The 19,016-nt window shown below is 71.3% G+C and carries 16 protein-coding genes and 1 tRNA gene; 8 read left to right on the plus strand and 9 right to left on the minus strand.

Annotation, left to right across the window (positions count from 1 at the left end; genetic code table 11):
- Positions 1-5: 5 nt before the first annotated feature.
- The 3 genes from cysS to OG622_RS26665 all read left to right on the plus strand — a co-directional run bounded on the left by cysS (position 6) and on the right by OG622_RS26665 (position 4,570).
- Positions 6-1,409, plus strand: coding sequence for a cysteine--tRNA ligase (gene cysS, locus OG622_RS26655; protein WP_371579143.1), 1,404 nt, complete (start codon positions 6-8; stop codon positions 1,407-1,409).
- Positions 1,410-1,531: 122 nt separating this feature from the next.
- Complete coding sequence (gene rlmB / locus OG622_RS26660) at positions 1,532-2,473, plus strand: 23S rRNA (guanosine(2251)-2'-O)-methyltransferase RlmB (RefSeq protein WP_371579144.1); 942 nt, start codon at positions 1,532-1,534, stop codon at positions 2,471-2,473.
- Positions 2,474-2,806: 333 nt separating this feature from the next.
- A complete protein-coding gene (locus OG622_RS26665) occupies positions 2,807-4,570 on the plus strand; it encodes a DoxX family membrane protein (RefSeq protein WP_371584223.1) in 1,764 nt (587 codons plus the stop codon).
- A gap of 306 nt (positions 4,571-4,876) precedes the next feature.
- On the opposite strand, the gene OG622_RS26670 is transcribed toward OG622_RS26665, so the two are convergent.
- The 3 genes from OG622_RS26670 to OG622_RS26680 form a co-directional block, all read right to left on the minus strand.
- Positions 4,877-5,608, minus strand: coding sequence for an NDP-sugar synthase (locus tag OG622_RS26670; protein WP_371579145.1), 732 nt, complete (start codon positions 5,606-5,608; stop codon positions 4,877-4,879).
- 310 nt (positions 5,609-5,918) lie between these two features.
- Positions 5,919-6,374 carry a hypothetical protein gene (locus tag OG622_RS26675; protein ID WP_371579146.1) on the minus strand — a complete coding sequence of 152 codons (456 nt, stop codon included), beginning with the start codon at positions 6,372-6,374 and terminating at the stop codon, positions 5,919-5,921.
- Between the two features lie 242 nt (positions 6,375-6,616).
- Positions 6,617-7,753: an ABC transporter ATP-binding protein gene (locus tag OG622_RS26680; RefSeq protein WP_371579147.1), complete on the minus strand. Its 1,137-nt coding sequence runs from the start codon at positions 7,751-7,753 to the stop codon at positions 6,617-6,619.
- A gap of 232 nt (positions 7,754-7,985) precedes the next feature.
- Between OG622_RS26680 and OG622_RS26685 the strand changes: the two genes are divergently transcribed.
- Positions 7,986-8,059: transfer RNA gene (locus OG622_RS26685), tRNA-Thr, on the plus strand.
- 54 nt (positions 8,060-8,113) lie between these two features.
- Here the strand turns inward: OG622_RS26685 and OG622_RS26690 are convergent.
- Positions 8,114-9,001, minus strand: coding sequence for an aminoglycoside phosphotransferase family protein (locus OG622_RS26690; RefSeq protein WP_371579148.1), 888 nt, complete (start codon positions 8,999-9,001; stop codon positions 8,114-8,116).
- Between the two features lie 118 nt (positions 9,002-9,119).
- On the opposite strand from OG622_RS26690, the gene OG622_RS26695 reads away from it, so the two are divergent.
- Entirely contained in the window at positions 9,120-10,532 is a 1,413-nt protein-coding gene (locus OG622_RS26695) for an NAD(P)/FAD-dependent oxidoreductase (RefSeq protein WP_371579149.1), read from the plus strand.
- 70 nt (positions 10,533-10,602) lie between these two features.
- Here the strand turns inward: OG622_RS26695 and OG622_RS26700 are convergent, their stop codons facing one another.
- Complete coding sequence (locus OG622_RS26700; protein ID WP_371579150.1) at positions 10,603-11,574, minus strand: zinc-binding dehydrogenase; 972 nt, start codon at positions 11,572-11,574, stop codon at positions 10,603-10,605.
- Between the two features lie 112 nt (positions 11,575-11,686).
- Positions 11,687-12,991: an FAD-dependent oxidoreductase gene (locus tag OG622_RS26705; protein WP_371579151.1), complete on the minus strand. Its 1,305-nt coding sequence runs from the start codon at positions 12,989-12,991 to the stop codon at positions 11,687-11,689.
- A gap of 196 nt (positions 12,992-13,187) precedes the next feature.
- On the opposite strand from OG622_RS26705, the gene OG622_RS26710 reads away from it, so the two are divergent.
- The gene (locus tag OG622_RS26710) at positions 13,188-13,862 is read left to right on the plus strand and encodes a pentapeptide repeat-containing protein (protein WP_371579152.1); all 675 of its coding nucleotides are present in this window, start codon (positions 13,188-13,190) and stop codon (positions 13,860-13,862) included.
- A 311-nt stretch (positions 13,863-14,173) separates the two neighbouring features.
- Here the strand turns inward: OG622_RS26710 and OG622_RS26715 are convergent, their stop codons facing one another.
- On the minus strand, positions 14,174-14,674 hold the full coding sequence (locus OG622_RS26715; RefSeq protein WP_371579153.1) for a hypothetical protein: 501 nt from the start codon (positions 14,672-14,674) through the stop codon (positions 14,174-14,176).
- 7 nt (positions 14,675-14,681) lie between these two features.
- On the opposite strand from OG622_RS26715, the gene OG622_RS26720 reads away from it, so the two are divergent.
- Positions 14,682-16,199 carry a M1 family metallopeptidase gene (locus OG622_RS26720; RefSeq protein WP_371579154.1) on the plus strand — a complete coding sequence of 506 codons (1,518 nt, stop codon included), beginning with the start codon at positions 14,682-14,684 and terminating at the stop codon, positions 16,197-16,199.
- 20 nt (positions 16,200-16,219) lie between these two features.
- On the opposite strand, the gene OG622_RS26725 is transcribed toward OG622_RS26720, so the two are convergent.
- Positions 16,220-17,236 (minus strand): GNAT family N-acetyltransferase, encoded by a 1,017-nt coding sequence (locus OG622_RS26725; RefSeq protein ID WP_371584224.1) that lies wholly within the window; start codon positions 17,234-17,236, stop codon positions 16,220-16,222.
- A 194-nt stretch (positions 17,237-17,430) separates the two neighbouring features.
- On the opposite strand from OG622_RS26725, the gene OG622_RS26730 reads away from it, so the two are divergent.
- The gene (locus tag OG622_RS26730; protein WP_371579155.1) at positions 17,431-18,084 is read left to right on the plus strand and encodes a hypothetical protein; all 654 of its coding nucleotides are present in this window, start codon (positions 17,431-17,433) and stop codon (positions 18,082-18,084) included.
- 232 nt (positions 18,085-18,316) lie between these two features.
- On the opposite strand, the gene OG622_RS26735 is transcribed toward OG622_RS26730, so the two are convergent.
- Entirely contained in the window at positions 18,317-18,892 is a 576-nt protein-coding gene (locus tag OG622_RS26735) for a TerD family protein (RefSeq protein ID WP_371579156.1), read from the minus strand.
- Positions 18,893-19,016: the final 124 nt, after the last annotated feature.

Genomic DNA, 19,016 nt, shown 5'->3' on the forward strand with positions numbered 1-19,016 from the left:
AGGGCGTGACTATTCGCCTGCACGACACCAGCGCCCGGCAGATTCGTGACTTCGCCCCGCTCACGCCGGGTTGTGTCTCGATCTACCTGTGTGGCGCCACGGTGCAGGCGGCCCCGCACATCGGGCACATCCGGTCGGGGCTCAACTTCGACATCATGCGCCGGTGGTTCGAGTACCGCGGGTACGAAGTGACGTTCGTCCGGAATGTCACGGACATCGACGACAAGATCATCGCGAAGGCGGCCGACCAGGGCCGCCCCTGGTGGTCGATCGGTTACGAGAACGAGCGCGCGTTCAACGACGGGTACGGCGTGCTCGGTTGCCTGCCGCCGACCTACGAGCCGCGTGCCACCGGGCATGTGACCGAGATGGTCGAGATGATGCGGGGGCTGATCGAGCGCGGTCACGCCTACGAGGCCGACGGGAACGTCTACTTCGACGTGCGGTCGTTCCCCGAGTATCTGCGGCTGTCCAACCAGGAGCTCGACAACCTCCTCCAGCCCTCGGGCGAGGGCGAGACCGGTAAGCGCGATCCCCGTGACTTCGCCATGTGGAAGTCGGCGAAGCCGGGGGAGCCGACCTGGGAGACGCCCTGGGGGCGCGGGCGGCCGGGCTGGCACCTGGAGTGCTCGGCCATGGCGCACAAGTACCTGGGCAGCGCCTTCGACATCCACGGCGGCGGACTCGACCTGATCTTCCCGCACCACGAGAACGAGATCGCGCAGGCCAAGGCCTTCGGCGACGACTTCGCCACGTACTGGGTGCACAACGCCTGGGTCACCATGAGCGGCGAGAAGATGTCCAAGTCACTGGGCAACTCGGTGCTCGTGAGCGAGATGGTCAAGCGCTGGCGGCCCATCGTGCTCCGCTACTACCTGGGCACCCCGCACTACCGGTCGATGATCGAGTACAGCGAGGACGCCCTGCGCGAGGCCGAGTCGGCGTTCGCCCGTATCGAGGGGTTCGTCCAGCGGGTCGTCGAGAAGGCGGGCGGCGTCGTCGAGCCCGCGGCCGAGGTGCCGCCGGCGTTCGCCGAGGCGATGGACGACGACCTGGGGGTGCCGCAGGCGCTCGCCGTCGTGCACACCACGGTCCGCCAGGGCAACAGCGCGCTGGCAGCCGACGACAAGGAAGAGGCCGTGGCGCGGCTCGCCGAAGTGCGGGCCATGCTCGGCGTGCTCGGCCTCGACCCGCTGGGCGAGCACTGGGCCGGTGACGGCGGTGACCGCGGCGAGGACCTCCACGGGGTCGTCGACACGCTCGTCGGACTCGTTCTCCAGCAGCGCGAGGCCGCCCGTTCCCGTAAGGACTGGGCCACCGCGGACGCCATCCGCGACCAGCTCAACCAGTCGGGTCTGGTCATCGAGGACAGCCCGGACGGTCCGCGCTGGACGCTCGGCCCGCGCTGAGTCCTCCGGTCATCCTGATCGATCGACCTTGATCGATTGTGCCGCCCGGCCGTCCGGGCGGCACACTGCATTGAGCACACACGAATACGTACACACGCACGCTTCACACAGACGGGTAGGTCATGGCCGCTAACAACCGCCGCATGTCCGGCAAGAAGGGCGCGCAGGTCGGCAGTGGCGGCCAGCGACGCAAGGGGCTGGAGGGCAGGGGCCCGACGCCGCCCGCCGAGATGCGCAAGAAGCACAAGGCGAACCGCGTCGCCAACGCCAAGGCGAAGCAGGCCGCACGCCGACCCGCGGCGCGGGGCCGGGGCGGCAAGGGCACGTCCGAGATGGTCGTCGGGCGCAACCCCGTCGTCGAGGCGCTGCGCGAGGGCGTGCCCGCCTCGACGCTCTACGTCCAGCAGTTCATCGACAACGACGAGCGGGTGCGTGAGGCGCTGCAGCTCGCGGCCGAGCGCGGCGGCATCAACCTCATGGAGGCGCCGCGGCCCGAGCTGGACCGCATGACGAACGGGCTCAACCACCAGGGGCTCGTCCTCCAGGTCCCGCCGTACGAGTACGCGCACCCCGAGGACCTGGTGGCCGCCGCGCACGACGGGGGCGAGGACCCGCTGATCGTCGCGCTGGACGGGGTGACCGACCCGCGCAATCTCGGTGCCGTCGTCCGGTCCGTCTCCGCATTCGGTGGCCACGGCGTCGTCGTACCCGAGCGGCGCGCGGCCGGCATGACCGCCGGTGCCTGGAAGTCGTCCGCCGGCACGGCGGCCCGGACGCCCGTCGCCCGCTGCACCAACCTCACGCGCGCGCTGGAGGCCTACAAGAAGGCCGGTGTCGCCGTGGTCGGTCTCGCCGCCGACGGCGAGTCCGAGATCGGTGACCTGGAGGCCCTCGGCGGCCCGGTCGTCATCGTGGTCGGCAGCGAGGGCAAGGGCCTGTCCCGTCTCGTCGGCGAGACCTGCGACTACCGGGTGCGGATTCCGATGCCGGGTGGCGCGGAGTCGTTGAACGCGGGCGTGGCGGCCGGGATCGTGCTGTACGAGGCGGCTCGGCGTCGGGCCTGACGGTCCTGCTCGGCGAATGAGCGGCGCCCGGCGGCCGGCGCGGCCTCGTGAAGTCCGCGAAGCGGTGCGAGGGTCGCGGGCGGGAGCGGTCCCGCGACTACCGGGTGCGGATTCCGATGCCGGGTGGGGACCGGTCGTCGTCGAACGCCGTTGTCGCGGCGGGAGTTGTGCTGTACGAGGCGGCGCGCGCAGGGCGTAGTCCTGTTGTCGGGGCGGGTGGGAAACCGGGCCTCAACTGCGGGTTCGGGATGTTCTGGATCACCTTGACGGGGTCCGGACAGATCGGGGCGGTCAAAGCAGTGTCCTAACGACACGTCACTCGGTTAGATGAGTGTGGACACCAGAACACCCCGCACACCCACGGGGGACCGTTCGTCGGGATTCGACTCGGGATTCGACGACGCTCCCGCGCTGAGCATGGTGAAGGTGCCGAGCGATCCGGCGCAGGTCATCGTCAACCACGCGAGCTTTCGCGTGCAGTTGGGCGTCTCCACGCGGGCGTCCCCGCGCATCGCACGGCACTTGAGAGTCGGCGAGGACACCGCGCGTATCCCGGTCGTGGGCACGGCCGGGCGTTCCGGCGCGCCCGCCGCCGGGCGTCGGCGGGCGCCCGTCGTCTGGAGCGGCAAGTCCGCGCCGGACGACACCGGAGCCCACCGACTCCTCCAGGCGGTACGCGGCGCGGGCGTCGGCCGCGGGGTCCCCGACCCCTTGAGCGACACCGGCTCGACCCAGGTCATCCCACGCGTCGACGGTCTGGGCCGCGGCGGCTACGACACGGAGAGCGGGCGCTACGGCGACCAAAGCGGGCGCTACGGCGCCGACTTGACCGTCGAGACCGTCGAGACGCCCATCGTCGGCAGCCAGCGCAGCCACGGCGATCTCGCCGCCCCCGACGGCACCCGGCTGCTCCCCGCCATGCGTACCGTCGGCAGCACATACGACGAGCCGGAGTACGACCAGTCGGAGTACGACCAGGCGGCACGCTACGGCCAGGGCGCCTACGCCGACGGGGAGTTCGAGGAGCCGTACGACGACGGCGAGGACGAGCGGAGCGGACTCCGGACCGGCAACGAGCCCGTCCGGCACGCCTATTACCCCGGCCGCCGGATGAACCTCGGCGTGGTGCTGCTGCCGCTGCGCGTCTTCCTCGGGTTCATCTCCGTCTACGCCGGCATGGGCAAGCTCTGCGACCCGCACTACTTCGACGGCGGCAAGCGCGGCTCCATGGTGAAGTGGCTGAACACGCTGCACCCGTGGGAGGTGGCCGAGCCGCTGCGGCAGTTCGCCCTCGAACACCCGGTGGGCTCGGGGCTCGTCATCGCCTTCGCCCAGGTCATCGTCGGTGTGCTGACCATCCTCGGACTCTGGCAGCGGGTCGCCGCCGGCGTCGGGGCACTGTTGTCGGCCGCGCTGCTCGTCACCGTCAGCTGGAAGACCGTCCCCGTCTACGAGACGCCCGACATCATCTACCTCGCCGCCTGGTCCCCGCTGATCATCGCGGGCGCGCCGGTGTACTCGGTCGACGGGCGGCTCGCGGGCGGTGCCTGGCGCACGCTCGGGCCGCGCGCCGACATCTGGGAGCTGCGGCGCTATGTGCTGCGGCGGGGCGTGATCGTCACCGCGATCGTCGTCGGGCTGACACTGCTCGTGGGGTCCGTGCTCGGCGGTGCCGTGCGGGACGCCGACCGGATCGTCGTCCCCGGGCCCGGGGAGGCGCCGCGCAACGAGCTGCCGGGGGCACCGCTGCCGGGTGAGCCCAGCGCGCGGCGTGAGAACAGCCCGTCCGCGTCCGACTCGCCCACCGCGGGCGCGACGTCGGCGAAGCCTTCGCAGGCGGCTACGACGCCGGGGGCCACGCGGTCCACCGGGGCGGTCACCGGGGGGCAGCCGAGCCAGACGCAGGGGACGACGGCGGGGCAGGCGCCGCCGCAGCAGACCACGCCGGACGAGCAGGTGCCGAGCACCACTGCCGGGCCGAGCTCCAGCGGGGCCTCCGGCGGTGCGACCGGGGGGGCTACCGGGTCGACCGGTGGGTCCACCGGGGGGAGTTCCTCGGGTGGGCAGCCTGGGCTGGTGGGGGGACTGCTCGGGTAGTTCCTCCGGCTGAGCCGACGTGTTGATGGGCCGATGGGCCCCGCGTGATTTTTTGCGCGGGGCCCATTGTCGTGTTTTGGCGGGAGGGGGAGAGAGATGGGGGGAGCGCCTGATAGCTCGTGGGGAGCGCTTTAGGGCGACCGCGGGTTGTTCGTGGCTTGTCGCGCAGTTCCCCGCGCCCCTTTGGTGACCGGTGGCTGTCCGGCGGCCTTATGAGTAGACGCCGCTCTGACGGTTCAGGGCGGCTGCTCTGACCGTTCAGGGCGGCTCTGGTGGCTCGGCGATCCGCTGACGGTTCAGTGACCGCTAACGGTTCAGTGCCGACAGCTCCTTCGCTGCTTCTGTCAGGTCCTTTGCCGTGTCGATGGCTCGCCAGTAGGCGCCCTGGGGGATAGGGAAGCCGGCGAGGCGGCGCTCTCGGGCCAGGCGGGGGAAGGTGGTGCGTTCGTGGTCGCCCCGGACTGGGAGGAGGTCGGTGAACTCGGGGGAGAACACGTAGACGCCGGCGTTGATCTCGTACGTCGTGGGCGGGGCCTCGATGAAGTCCGTCACACGGCCGAAGCCGTCCGTCTTCACGGCGCCCCAGGGGATGCGGGGGCGGGCCAGGGCGAGCGTGGCGAGGGCGTCGCGTTCGGCGTGGAAGTCCGCCATGTCGCGGAGCGAGAAGCGGGTCCAGATGTCGCCGTTGGTGGCGTACCAGGGGCGGTCGGGGTGTGGGAGGTGGGCGGCGGCGTACTTGAGGCCTCCGCCTCGGCCCAGGGGTTCCGTCTCGACGACCGTGGTGACGCGGACCGGCAGGTCCGCCGAGTCCAGCCACTTCTGCAGGACGTCGGCGAGATGGCCGCAGGAGACGACCACGTCGGTCACGCCCTCCTCGGCGAGCCAGGTGAGCTGATGGCCGATGATCGGGGTGCCCGTGCCGGGGATCTCGACCATGGGCTTGGGCCGGTCGTCGGTGTACGGACGCAGCCGGGAGCCCTGGCCACCTGCGAGGACCACGGCTTGAACGGGGCGCGACGCGGCGTTCGGATCGGTCATGCCCGAACTGTACGTGGCGCCCCGTTCGCGGGAGCACGGCCCTGGGATCGGTATACGGGGGCGAGCCCTTGGGGCTTCTTGGGATCCTTTCGGGACCTCCGGGAGCCGTTGGGGAGGCACTGAGGCCGGAGGATGGCCGTGGGAGGCCGTGGGAGGCCGTGGGAGGCCGTGGGAGGCCGTGGGAGGCCGTGGGAGGCCGTGGGAGGCCGTGGGAGGCCGTGGGAAGGCTGCGGGAGGCCGCGGAACGCCGTGGAGAAGCCGCTGGGGCTTCTGCGGCCCTGCGGGGCCCTCAGCGGTGCTTCGCGCGTCCTCAGCTGTATTGGGCGGCCACTCCTGTCGCGAAGGACGTGTCACAGACCGGGCGGGCGTAGGACTGGGCGCGGGTGGGGCCGTAGGCGCGGACCGCGGCGCGGCCGAGGGCGCGGGCGATGGTGGTGCAGTGCTTCGCCAGTGCCGGGCGGCCGTTGACCGCCTGCTGGAGGTGGGTGAGGGCGACGCCCGGGTCCTCCTTCTGGAGTTCCACGAGGAGCCTGTCGCGCAGCACCTCGTGCGGGGCGCGGGTCTTGGCGCGCTGGGAGACCTCCGAGCCGGCGAGCACAGACTCCGCGGGGTCGGCGCCCGACCAGTTGACCCGGGTGACCGCGAGGGTGCCGGAGAGGACGAGGACGACGGGCAGGACCAGGGCCAGGGAACGGCCGATCCTGCGGGCGGGACCGCGACCGTGCCGCGTCCGTTGGGTGTGGGTGTGGGTGTGGGTGTGCTTCACGCGAGTGAGGGTAGCGCGGGGTAGTGATATGGCGACATTAGGTCACCGGTACGGGGGATGCCGAAGCGCCTTCTTCTGTGTGATGGGTTGACGCACACTGGTCGAAATGAGCCTATTTGCCGGGGTAGTTGGTGGCAGCGAAAAAGGCCCCGCAGATGTTTGCGGGGCCTTCTTCGTCAACCTGGGTGATTTATCCCGGGCCGGTGGTTTCGCGAACGGTCATGAACGCGCCGTGTCCGGGGTCAGTCGGAGAGGCGCTCGCCCGTGGAGGTCGAGAACACGTGGTTCTCGCCCGGACGCGGCACGACGTGCAGCGTCGCGCCCTTCTCCGGGACCTGGCGGCCGTTGACGCGGACCACGAGGTCCTTGGTCTCGCCGTCGACCTCGGCGGTGCCGTAGACGTAACCGTCGGCGCCGAGCTCCTCGACGACGTTGACGGTGACGGCGAGGCCGGCCGGGGCGTCGTCGGTCTCCTTGGACAGGGCGGTGGCGGCGGCGCCGCCGTGCTCCACGATGTCGAAGTGCTCGGGACGGACACCGACGGTGACCGTGGTGTCGCCCTTGTCGGAGGCGGCCTTGAGGGCGTCACGGTTGACCGGGACGACGCTGTTGCCGAACTTCACGCCGCCGTCGGTGATCGGGACCTCGACCAGGTTCATGGCCGGGGAGCCGATGAAGCCGGCGACGAAGAGGTTGGCCGGGCGGTCGTACATGTTGCGCGGGGTGTCGACCTGCTGGAGCAGACCGTCCTTGAGGACCGCCACACGGTCGCCCATCGTCATGGCCTCGACCTGGTCGTGGGTGACGTAGACGGTGGTGATGCCGAGGCGGCGCTGCAGGGACGCGATCTGCGTACGGGTCGAGACACGGAGCTTGGCGTCGAGGTTCGACAGCGGCTCGTCCATGAGGAAGACCTGGGGCTCACGCACGATGGCACGGCCCATGGCGACACGCTGACGCTGACCACCGGAGAGGGCCTTCGGCTTGCGGTCCAGGTAGTCCGTGAGGTCGAGGATCTTCGCGGCCTCCTCGACCTTCTTACGGATCTCCGCCTTGTTCACGCCGGCGATCTTGAGCGCGAAGCCCATGTTGTCGGCGACCGACATGTGCGGGTACAGCGCGTAGTTCTGGAACACCATGGCGATGTCCCGGTCCTTCGGCGGCAGGTGCGTGACGTCGCGGTCACCGATGCGGATGGCGCCGCCGTTGACGTCCTCGAGCCCCGCGAGCATGCGGAGCGAGGTGGACTTGCCGCAACCGGACGGACCGACGAGGACGAGGAACTCGCCGTCCTCGATGTCGATCTCCAGAGCATCGACGGCGGGCTTGGTGGAACCCGGGTAGATCCGGGTCGCCTTGTCGAACGAAACTGTGGCCATGGGTCGTAGGCCCCCTTCACCGGCAGGAACGTGCCGGACGATCCGAGTAAAGGTGGTGATCCACCGCGGACGGTTCCACGGTGGTGTAGTCCACGGGAGTGGATTGGGTCAGGACGGTACCTGTCGTTCACCTGGTCTGTCAGTACCTGGACCCCTGTGAACTTCGCGGAAATTTTCGACGAGCACACCCTGTGACGTGGGTACACTGCACGGGCGCCCCCGCGAGGGGCACGCCTCCTTAGCTCAGCTGGCCAGAGCAACGCACTTGTAATGCGTAGGTCGTCGGTTCGAATCCGACAGGGGGCTCCGGGGATCCCGGGTCGCGATGGCGGCCCGGGATCTTGTTGTCGGAGGGGTGGGTCAGCGGAGGCGGCGGGCGAGTTCCAGGTCGTCGGGGTCGAGGGGGCGGCCTTCTTCGATCTCCCAGACGGCGTTCTGGAGGAGGCGGGCGAAGGTCCAGGCGCGGGCCCGTTCGCGGTCGAGGGACAGGACGTCGGTCATCGCGTCGAAGCGCCAGGGGACGTCGGCGGGGTCGAAGCGGTTGTTCAGGGCCGGCCAGAGTTCGAAGGCGGGGTCACCGGCGAGGGGCTTGGGGTCGATGGCGAGCCAGGGGGCGCGATCGGCGCCCAGGACGTTGTCGAAGTGCAGGTCCCAGTGGAGGAGGCGGTCGCCGGGTTCGGACACGACCTCCCGCAGCGCCGCCGCGCAGTCCGCGATCAGGCGGCGGTCGGACCCGTCCGGGATGCGGGCCAGGACCGCGGGGGTGCGGTCCAGCATGTCCGTCGCGATGTCGGACAGGCGGCGCATGGTCGGCGGGGCCGGTGTGGTGGTCAGGTGGGCCAGTAGGCGGGCGATGACCAGGACGGCCTCGCGGGTGTCGGGTTCGTGGGACAGCATGCGGGCCGGGTCGAGGCGTTCGAGCAGCATGGTGCCCGTCTCGTCGTCGTGGGCGAGGAGCCGTACCGCGCCGTCGCCGTTCCAGACGCGCAGGGCGACCGGCTCGCCCTCGCTCTCGTCGTCGAGGATCTGGAGCTTGAGGACCGCCGTGGTGTCGTCGGTCGTGCGGACCACGGGCAGGACCAGGGCGCACATGCCGTGCATGGCCGGGCCGTCGAGGCGCAGGCCCCAGCGGTCCAGGAATCCGGCGGCCAGGTCGGGAAGGGCGGCGGCGAAGGCCAGGCCCTCCTCCTCGAAGAACATCTCCAGTGTGGCGGCCAGTTTCTCCGGTACCGAGATGGTGTCGATCATGCGGGCGACACTACGCGCGCGCCTGCCCGCAGTTCCCTGGATTTCCGGCCCGCCGGAGGCTCGCACGCCACGAAATCCGTAGCAGACAGGGGCCGTCGGCAGGGGTTAGCGTCCGGTCATGAGCAGCTCGGACGCGATGGCCGGCACCGTCAACGGTGGGATCTCCTTCTGGTACGCGCAGGCCGGCGTTCCCGTTCCGAGGGAGCCGCTGGCCGGGGACGCGTCCGCCGATGTGGTGATCGTGGGGGGCGGGTACACCGGGCTGTGGACGGCCTATTACCTGAAGAAGGCCGCCCCTTCCCTGCGGGTCGTCGTCCTGGAGCAGAAGTTCTGCGGGTACGGGGCTTCGGGTCGCAATGGCGGGTGGCTCTACAACGGGGTCGCGGGGCGGGACCGGTATGCGCGGCTGCACGGGCGGGACGCCGCCGTGCGGTTGCAGAAGGCCATGAACGAGACCGTCGACGAGGTCGTGCGGGTGGCGGGGGCGGAGGGTGTCGAGGCGGACATCCATCGGGGCGGGGTGCTCGAAGTCGCGTACACCCCTGCTCAGTTGGGGCGGCTCAAGGCCTTTCACGCGCACGAACTCGCGTACGGGGAGGACGACCGTGAGCTGTACGGCGCGCGGGAGACGGCCGAGCGGATCAGGGTCGCCGATGCCGTGGGGTCGACGTGGACGCCGCACGGGGCGCGGCTGAACCCGGTGAAGCTGGTGACGGGGCTGGCCGCCGTCGTCGAGGGGCTGGGGGTGACCGTGCACGAGCTGACGCCGGTGACCGCGATCCGGCCGGGGCACGCGGTCACGCCGTACGGCACGGTCCGGGCGCCCTACGTACTGCGCTGCACGGAGGGCTTCACGGCGAACCTCAAGGGGCAGCGGCGGACCTGGCTGCCGATGAACTCGTCGATGATCGCCACCGAGCCGCTGACCGCCGAGCAGTGGGCGACGATCGGCTGGGAGGGCCGCGAGACGCTCGGCGACATGGCGCACGCGTACATGTACGCCCAGCGCACCGCCGACGACCGGATCGCGCTCGGCGGCCGCGGAGTGCCGTACCGCTTCGGGTCGCGGACGGACAACGACGGGCGTACGCAGGCGGCGACGGTCGAGGCGCTGTACGAGATCCTGGTGAGGTTCTTCCCCTCGTTGGCGGGGGTGAGGGTCGCCCATGCCTGGTCGGGGGTGCTCGGGGTCCCCCGTGACTGGTGTGCCACGGTCACCCTCGACCGGTCGACGGGGCTCGGCTGGGCGGGTGGTTACGTCGGCTCCGGTGTGGCCACCACCAACCTCGCCGCCCGCACCCTCCGCGATCTCGTCCAGCGGGACTCCGGGCAGGCCGGGGCGACGGAGCTGACCTCGCTGCCGTGGGTGAACCACCGGGTGCGCAAGTGGGAGCCGGAGCCGTTGCGTTGGGCGGGGGTGCAGGGCATGTACGCGACCTACCGCGCCGCCGACCGGCGGGAGGCGGCCTCGAACAAGGGGGAGTCGTCGCGGTTGGCGCGGTGGGCGGACCGGGTGGCGGGACGGCACTGAGGGCGCAGGACGCCGCGTGTCGACGGCGGAGGAGCGATGGTCACCTGCCCGGACCGGGGCGCATGTGACGTCATGGTTCCAGGACGACCTTGCCGGTGGTGCCGCGGTTCTCCAGGGCGCGGTGGGCGGCGGCTGCCCGGGTGAGGGGGAAGCGGTGGACGGCCGGGGTGAGGCGGCCGGTGGCGGCTTCGGCGAGGGCGCGGAGTTCGAGGGTGCGGATGGGGTCGGGGCCGCCCGCCCGGCGCCGCATCTCCTCGCCCAGGACCGACTCCGAGACGCCCTCGACGACGTACGGTCCGCCCTTCGCGATCCCGTCCGCCGACCAGCCGAAGACGAGGTGTCTGCCGCCGGGGGCCAGGAGGGCGACGGACTCCCGCGCCGCCGCCCCGCCGACCCCGTCGAAGACGATCGTGGCTTTCCCCCGGTACGCCGCGACCTTCTCCGGCCACGCCGGGTCCGTGTAGTCGACGGCGAGGTCGGCGCCGTTCGCCGCCACCCGGGCCGTCTTCTCGGGGCCGCCGGCCAGGCCGATGACCGTGGCGCCCGCGTTCTTGGCGTACTGCGCGAGGAGCGTGCCGAGACCGCCGGCCGCGGCCGGGATCACCACCACGTCGTCCGGGCCCGGTTCGGCGAAGAGCAGGATGCCCATCGCCGTACGGCCCGTGCCGATCATCGCGACGGCCTCGGCGAAGTCGAGGTTCTCCGGGATCTCGTGCAGCCGTTCGATTTCCGTGACGGCCAACTCGGCGTAGCCGCCGGGCACGAAGCCGAGGTGAGCGGTGACCCGCCTGCCGAGCCAGCGTTCCGGGACGCCCTCCCCGAGCGCCTCGACGACGCCGGCGATCTCGCGGCCGGGGATCGTGGGCAGTTCGGGCGCGGGTCCCGGCCCCGGAAGACCCTCGCGGATGGCCGCGTCCAGCAGATGTACGCCCGCCGCGGCGACGGCGACACGCACCTGGCCCGGACCGGGCTCGGGGTCGGTGACCTTCTCGTACGTGAGGTTCTCGGCCGGGCCGAAGGCGTGCAGACGGATGGCGTGCATGGAGTCCCCCTGGGCGTGCTTGGGCGTGCTCGGGCGTGCGCTTGAGCGGTGGCTCGCGTTTCGCGTGGCGTGTGTGCGCTTGGCCGCGCCCGGCGAGCCTCAGCCTCCGGCCTCAAGCGTGCTTGAGGTCAAGGGTGTTCTTCGACCTCCTGCCCAGCGCCAGCGAGACGGCCGCGAGGGCGCTGTTGAACGACACCTCCGACAGCACGCCCGGCGCCGCGACCTGGTCGCCCGCGAGGTACACGCCGTCGCCCCGGTCCACGGCCGGGCGGTCGCGCCAGCTGGTGCCGGGCAGATCGACCGCGCCCGTACGGCCGTTCGCGGTCGCCTCGCGCCGCCAGGTGACCCGGTCCCGCCAGCCGGGGAACCCCAGATCGAGCAGGCGTTCGGCTCGGGCGACGCCGTCCGCCCGCGACGCGTGCGGACCGATCGGGAACTGCCCCTGGAGCAGCTGCTCGCCCGCCGGGGCCAGCGTGCGGTCCTGTGCGGTGAACCGTTCGATCCAGCCGGGCGCGTCCAGGTCGGAGACCGCGAACGCGTCGCCCCGGCGGGTGCGTACGGCGAGGTCGACGAGTGCCGTACGGCCGCTCGGCCAGGTCAGCGAGTCGTCCTTGAGCAGACGGCGGGCGGCGTCGAGGGAGGTGGCGACGATGATCGGGCCGGTGCCCCCGCTCCTGCCCCTGCCCGTGCGGCTGTTGCCGCCGCTGAGGGTGTCGAGGCTGTCGACGCGGCTGAGGGTCTCCATGCGGACGCCGAGGTTCCAGGCGCGGGCCGCCATCCGGTCGATGACGCTCGCCCAGCCGCCGCGCGGGTAGTGCGCCTCCGGGGGCAACTTCGTGGCCCGGCGCAGCCGTTCCTGCACGAACGCGGCGGACAGGGAGCCCGGGTCGTGGTGGAACAGCGCCACCGCCGAGTAGTTGGCGGCGGCGTGCGCGGCCTCCTCGCCGGCCTGTTCGGTCGCCCAGGTGAGGAAGTCGACGTCGATGGGCGCCTGTTGGCCCGTACGGCGCGGGCGGAGGAGCTTGAGCATCGTGAACGGCGGGGTCCGGCGCAGGGCGCCCTTGTGGTGCAGGCGCAGCCGGGCGGCCTCCAGGGGCGAAAGCGGCGCGAGCGGCCCGATCAGGTCGCGTTGCCCGAGCCAGGTCCAGTGCGGGCCGCCGCTGTACAGCGCGTGCGGTCCCTCGTTCGTCCGGTACGGCCCCTCCGCGGTCCGCGCCCTGCCGCCGAGCGTGTGGTGCGCCTCGTGGACGGTGACCTTCGCGCCCGCCTCGGCGGCGGTGATCGCCGCGGTGAGCCCGGCGAAACCGCCGCCGATGACGGTGAGGTGGGTGGGGGCGGGGAGGTGTGCGGCACGGGTGCGGGGGGCGGTGCCCGTACCGGAGGAGGGGCGGCGGGACTCGGCTGGAGTGCGGTGCATGGCTGGGGCTCCCTCGGGTCGGTGCCGGTGCCGGTGCCGGTGCCGGTGTTGGGTCGGTGTCGGCCGTCTTGGCGGCTGTCTGCGAGTACGACAGGTCGAGGGCGCCGGAATGTGACATGGGGCTGTCGGTGGGAGGACCGGCGGGATGTTCGCGCAGGTCAGGCGGATTGTCAGTGGTGGGGTGCACGATGGGGGCATGGTGAGGGCGAAGTCGGGGTCGGTGGTGAAGGCGGCGCGGCGGCCGGAGGTGCGGTTGCCGGTGCTGGAGGCGTACGCGGGCGGGGGGTTGGAGCCCGACGGGGACTACGACGGGCTGGAGTTCCGCGAGGAGGACTTCGTCGGGCAGGACGGCGGGGGCGCCCGTTTCATGGACTGCGCGCTGACGGGCTGCGCGCTGGACGAGACGCGGCTGCACCGGGCTCGTGTGCTCGACTCCGTCCTCACCGGGATACGGGGTGTCGGCACGGATCTCGCCGAGGCGACGCTGCGTGACGTGGAGCTGGTCGACGCGCGGCTCGGTGGGGTGCAGTTGCACGGGGCCGTGCTGGAGCGGGTGCTCGTGCGTGGGGGGAAGATCGACTACCTCAACCTGCGTGAGGCCCGGCTCAAGGACGTGGTCTTCGAGGACTGCGTGCTCGTCGAGCCGGATTTCGCGGGTGCGCGGCTGGAGCGGGTCGCGTTTGTGGGGTGTGCGTTGAAGGGGGCCGATCTGAGCGGCGTGACCCTGGTGGATGTGGATCTGCGGGGGGCCGCGTCGGTGGAGATCGCGCGCGGGGTGGATCGGTTGTCGGGGGCGGTGATCAGCACGGCCCAGTTGATGGACCTGGCGCCGGTGCTGGCGGGGGAGATGGGGATTCGGGTGGAGGGGTGACCTCCGGTGGGTGGCGGGTGGGGGCCGCGTGAGTGCCGGGCGGGGCTGGGTGGGGCCGTGTGAGTGCCGGGTGGGGCAGCGTGGGCGCCAGGTGGGTTCGCCTCCGCCGCGCCTACCCGTCGCTTCCCTTCTCGCCCACCCAGAGGCTGCGCCCCTTCGACCCCCCCCCCAGCGCGGGTTCGTCGTGGTTGCTCGCGCTGTTCCCTGCGCCCCCGCCCCCGCCCCCGAAAAGCAAGGCAGGGCCCTCGTCTTTCAGGGCGTGGGGAACTGCGGGACCAGCCCCCACCCACCCGCGGACCAACCAGGCGCCCCTACGGGACCCGGGGAAAGCGGGACTGGAGGGTCCAGATCGCTGGGTTCTCGGCCAGGGCGTCGTGGAGGTCGCAGAGGTCGGCGATCACATCGTGCAGGAAGTCGCGGGCCTCGCGGCGGAGCTCGGCGTGCGAGAAGGTCAGCGGTGGTTCCTCGGCCGGCATCCAGTCCGACTCGACGTCCACCCACCCGAAGCGCCGCTCGAAGAGCACGCGGTCGGTGGACTCGGTGAAGTCGAGCTCCGCGTACTGGGGCCGGGAGGCACGGGACCCGGCCGGGTCCTGGTCGAGCAGTTCCACGATGTCGCACAGCGCCCACGCGAAGTCCAGCACCGGCACCCATCCCCAGGCTGTGGACAGCTCCCGGTCCGCCTTGGTGTCGGCGAGGTAGACGTCACCGCAGAACAGGTCGTGCCGCAGCGCGTACACGTCGGCGCGGCGGTAGTCCGTCTGCGGCGGGTCGGGGAAGCGGTTGGAGAGGGCGTAGCCGATGTCGAGCACGTAGGCGATGGTGTCATGTCCTCATAGGATCCCCGACGTGTCCCGATCCGCACCGGTTGTCCCGGCCGCCCTGCTCACCGTCGCGCTGGCACTCACGCTCACGTCATGCACCGAGGGCGGCGGCGAGGCCGAGGAGAGCAGGGGCTCCGCCGGCCTCCGGGACCCGTACTTCCCCCAGCTCGGCAACGGTGGCTACGACGTCACCCACTACGCCCTCACCCTCGGATACGAGCCCCCGTCCGGCACCCACGCCGAGGCCCGGCTGCGCGGCACCGCCGTCATCACCGCTCGGGCGACGCGGGACCTCGGCTCCTTCAACCTCGACCTGAAGGGGATGGACGTCGAGTCGGTCACGGTCGAGGGCGTGGCGGCGCGTCGGAAGCGGGCGGGGCAGGAGCTGACCGTCACTCCCGAGAACGGGCTCGGCGAAGGGGAGACGTTCCGCACGACGGTGCGTTACTCCGGCGTCCCGGAGACGATCACCGACTCGGACGGCTCCCGGGAGGGCTGGCTGCCGACCGCCGACGGCGTCCTCGCGCTGGGCGAACCGACGGGCTCGATGACCTGGTTCCCCGGCAACCACCACCCCTCCGACAAGGCGACCTACGACATCACGGTCACCGTGCCCGAGGGCCTGCGGGCCGTCTCCAACGGGGAGTTGAAGAGCGAGTCCGGCGAAGGCGGTCGTACCACGTACTCCTGGCACGTCGCCGAACCGATGGCGAGCTATGTGGCCACGATCGCGATCGGCACGTACGAGATCCGGCGCTCGACGGTGGGCGAGGGCGAGGGCGAGGGCGAGGGCCGGGGTGCCGGCGCGGGACGGCTTCCGGTGTACGTCGCTGTCGATCCCGCGCAGGCCGAGGACAGCCGTGCGGTTTTGGCCCGGATCCCTGAGGTCATCGAATGGGCGGAGGGGAACTTCGGCCCGTACCCCTTCTCCTCCACCGGCGCGATCGTCGACCGGCCGGAGGACATCGCGTACGCGCTGGAGACCCAGAACCGCCCCGTCTTCCCCGGCGCCCCCGACCTGTCGCTCCTCGTCCACGAACTGGCCCACCAGTGGTACGGCGACTCCGTCACCCCGAAGAGCTGGCGGGACATGTGGCTCAACGAGGGCTTCGCCACGTACGCCGAATGGCTGTGGGAGGAGGACCACGGCGGCGACTCCGCCCAGGAGATCTTCGACGCGCTGTACGAGGGCGACTACTTCCAGGACGCCGCCTCGAACGAGGCCGTCTGGGACTTCCCGCCCGCGAAGCCGCCGAGCGCCGCCCGTATCTCCGACAGCCCGGTGTACGAACGCGGTGCCATGGTCCTGCACAAGATCCGAGAGGCGGTCGGCGACGACGCGTTCTTCGAGCTGATCCAGAGCTGGGCGACCGCACACCGCCACGGCAACGCGGACACGGCCGACTTCACGGCGTATGTGGAGAAGTTCGCGGAGAAGAGGGCCCCGGACGCGGACCTGACCCCGATCTGGAAGGAATGGCTGTACGGGGAGGGCAAGCCGCCGGAGGCGTGAGAGGAATCAGTCCCGCGGCCTCACTTCCCGGAATTCTCCGACTCCTCGAACTCCGTCAGCAGCCGCGGCAGTTCGGGCGGCCATACGCTCCCCTGCGCCTCCTTGAGCTCCTGGCGGGTCCACCAGCGCCAGGCCAGGATGCCCTCCTTGGCCCGCGCGGCGGCGAGGAGGCCGCCGACCGGCTCTCGGCGGGGGCCCCGGGCCACGTACATGTGGTCGTGCTGGCGGACGGGGATGTCGGCGCGGGTGAAGTCGTGATCCCAGGTACAGAGGAAGGCGCCCGGCTCCACGTCCGTCCAGCCCGTTTCCTCGCGCAGCTCCCGCAGGGCACCCTGGCGCGGTGTCTCATCCGCCTCCAGCCCGCCCCCGGGCAGGGCCCAGTGCACGCCCACCTCCGCGTTGTGGTACTTGAAAAGGAAGACGGCGCCCTCCGGATCGAGTACGGCGACCCGTGCGGCCCGGCGCAGCCTGCGCAGCGTCCGACGCAACACCGTGCACGGGCGGCCCAGTTGGCGGTCCCGGCGACGCTCGACGACCTCGTAACCGAGGGACGTCCAGAACGCCAGGGCGCCGGGGTTGTTGTCGAGCGCCGCCAGCCGTACGGCGGTACGCCCTGCCTGCCGGAACCGTTCCTCGACGAGGGCCGCCAACTCTCGCCCGTGTCCCTGCCGTTGAGCCGCGGCGTCGACGAGCAGCAGCCCGATCCACGGGTCGGGGTCGGCCGGATCGGGATGACGCGCGAGGGTGATGGCGACCCCGACGAGCTGCCCCAGCTCCTGCCGGTGCTCGCCGCCGGTGGCGATGCTGGTGCTGCCGCCGTCGCCGTCGTCGCGGGCGAGCAGGATCTCCACATCCGGGTTGGCCAGCTCCACCGACAGTGCCGCAGCCACCTGTTCGGGACGGATGTCGTTCGCGTCCGGGAAGTCACCGCTGAGGGCGTAGAAGTCGCGGTTGGAGGCGTGCAGGGCGGTGAGTTCGGCGAGGAGAGGGCCGGGGATGGTTCCGTCCTCGGCCGTGTGGAGGGCTTCGAGCAGCAGCATGCCCCGCACGTTATCGATCGGGTCTGACATCGGGTCATCGATCGGGTCATCGATGGAGTCCGACGTCGGGTCCGACGTCGGGTCCGACATCGGGTCTGAAGTTGGCTCCGCGCCGAGCGGCTTGATCGGACCTACAGTTTCTCCGGACGTAGGAGAGCCGAGGGGCGTGAGGGGGGCGTGTGGAGCAGCGGGTGCGTGTGCACAAGGTCCGGCTGGGAGGCGATGAGTTCCGGGTGATCCGGCCGGCGCCGTCCCCGGCACGGTTGGCGTTGCGTGACGACCATCACTGGCTGTCGATGTACGCCGATCGGGCCGGCGCGGAGCAGCTCCTGGCCCTGTGGGCGTTGGCCGCCCGGTCCGCCCGGTCGCTGATCCATATGCCGATCCGTGCCTGCCCCGCTCCCGTCGTCGTCGGGAGCGGGGAACCCGTCTCGCTGGACCTGGTTCTGGTCCACCACGGCCTGCGGTTTCCGACCGCCTCGTGGAAGCGGGTGCGGTCACGGCTCGACGTCGGCAAGCCGCATACGACGAGCACTCCGGACCAGGACTTCCCGGACGAGGCCGCCATCGATTATCAGCGCCGGCACTACCGGTCGTACCGCGACCACCTCGCCTTCGACATCGCGGCGCACACGCTCTTCGTCGTGGGCAGCCCCACCGCGTTCCGCGAGAGCGGCACCGCCCTGCGCGGCCTCGTCGACGAAGCCCCGTCGTTCCCGTACCAGTACCCGCACGCAGGGCACTTCTGTGTCGAGCTGGGAGCCGGGTCATGGTCGCGACCGCGGAACCGACGGCACGTACCCGCCTTGCTGCACATCCAGTACTCCGCCGACTGGCGGGTGTGAGGACGGGCGCAAGGGCGGCGCAAAGACGGCGCAAAGGCGGCGTGCGGACGGCGCAGAGACGGCGTGCAGACGGGTGCGAAGAGGGTGCGAACAGGAGAAGAAGGCGGACGCGAGGCGGGACGTGGAGGGAAGGGCATGACGGCCGAAGGCCCCGCTGCGACGGCGGGCGTCGCGGCGGGGCCTTCGGCGGTGTGGTGTGGTGCGGGGCGTCGGCGCCCCGGATGTCGGAACGTCAGACGCTGACGCCGAAGTCCTGGGCGATGCCGACGAGGCCCGAGGCGTAGCCCTGGCCGACCGCGCGGAACTTCCACTCGGCGCCGTTGCGGTACAGCTCGCCGAAGACCATGGCGGTCTCGGTGGCTGCGTCCTCGGAGAGGTCGTAGCGGGCGATCTCGGCGCCGCCGGCCTGGTTGAGGATGCGGATGTAGGCGTTGCGGACCTGGCCGAAGTTCTGCGAACGGTTCTCCGCGTCGTAGATGGAGACCGGGAAGACGATCTTGTCGATGTCGGCGGGGAGACCCGCCAGGTTGACGTTGATCGCCTCGTCGTCGCCCGCGCCCTCACCCGTGCGGTTGTCACCGGTGTGGACGATGGTCTGGTCCGGGGTCTGCTTGTTGTTGAAGAAGACGAAGTGGCCGTCCGAGTAGACCTTGCCCTGCGTGTTGACCGCGATCGCGGAGGCGTCGAGGTCGAAGTCCGTGCCGGTGGTGCTACGGACGTCCCAGCCGAGGCCCACGGTGACGGCGGTCAGGCCCGGAGCCTCCTTGGTGAGCGAGACGTTGCCACCCTTGGACAGGCTTACAGCCATGGTTGGGAGTCCTTCCCTCGTTGCGTACGTGCTAGGGCTTCGTGCCGGGGACGAAGCTACCTGTACCCCTATGAACGTCGGGAGGGGCGCCAGAGGTTCCAGCGGTTTTTACTTTCTTTACCCA

The organism is Streptomyces sp. NBC_01314 (assembly GCF_041435215.1).
GTDB lineage: Bacteria > Actinomycetota > Actinomycetes > Streptomycetales > Streptomycetaceae > Streptomyces.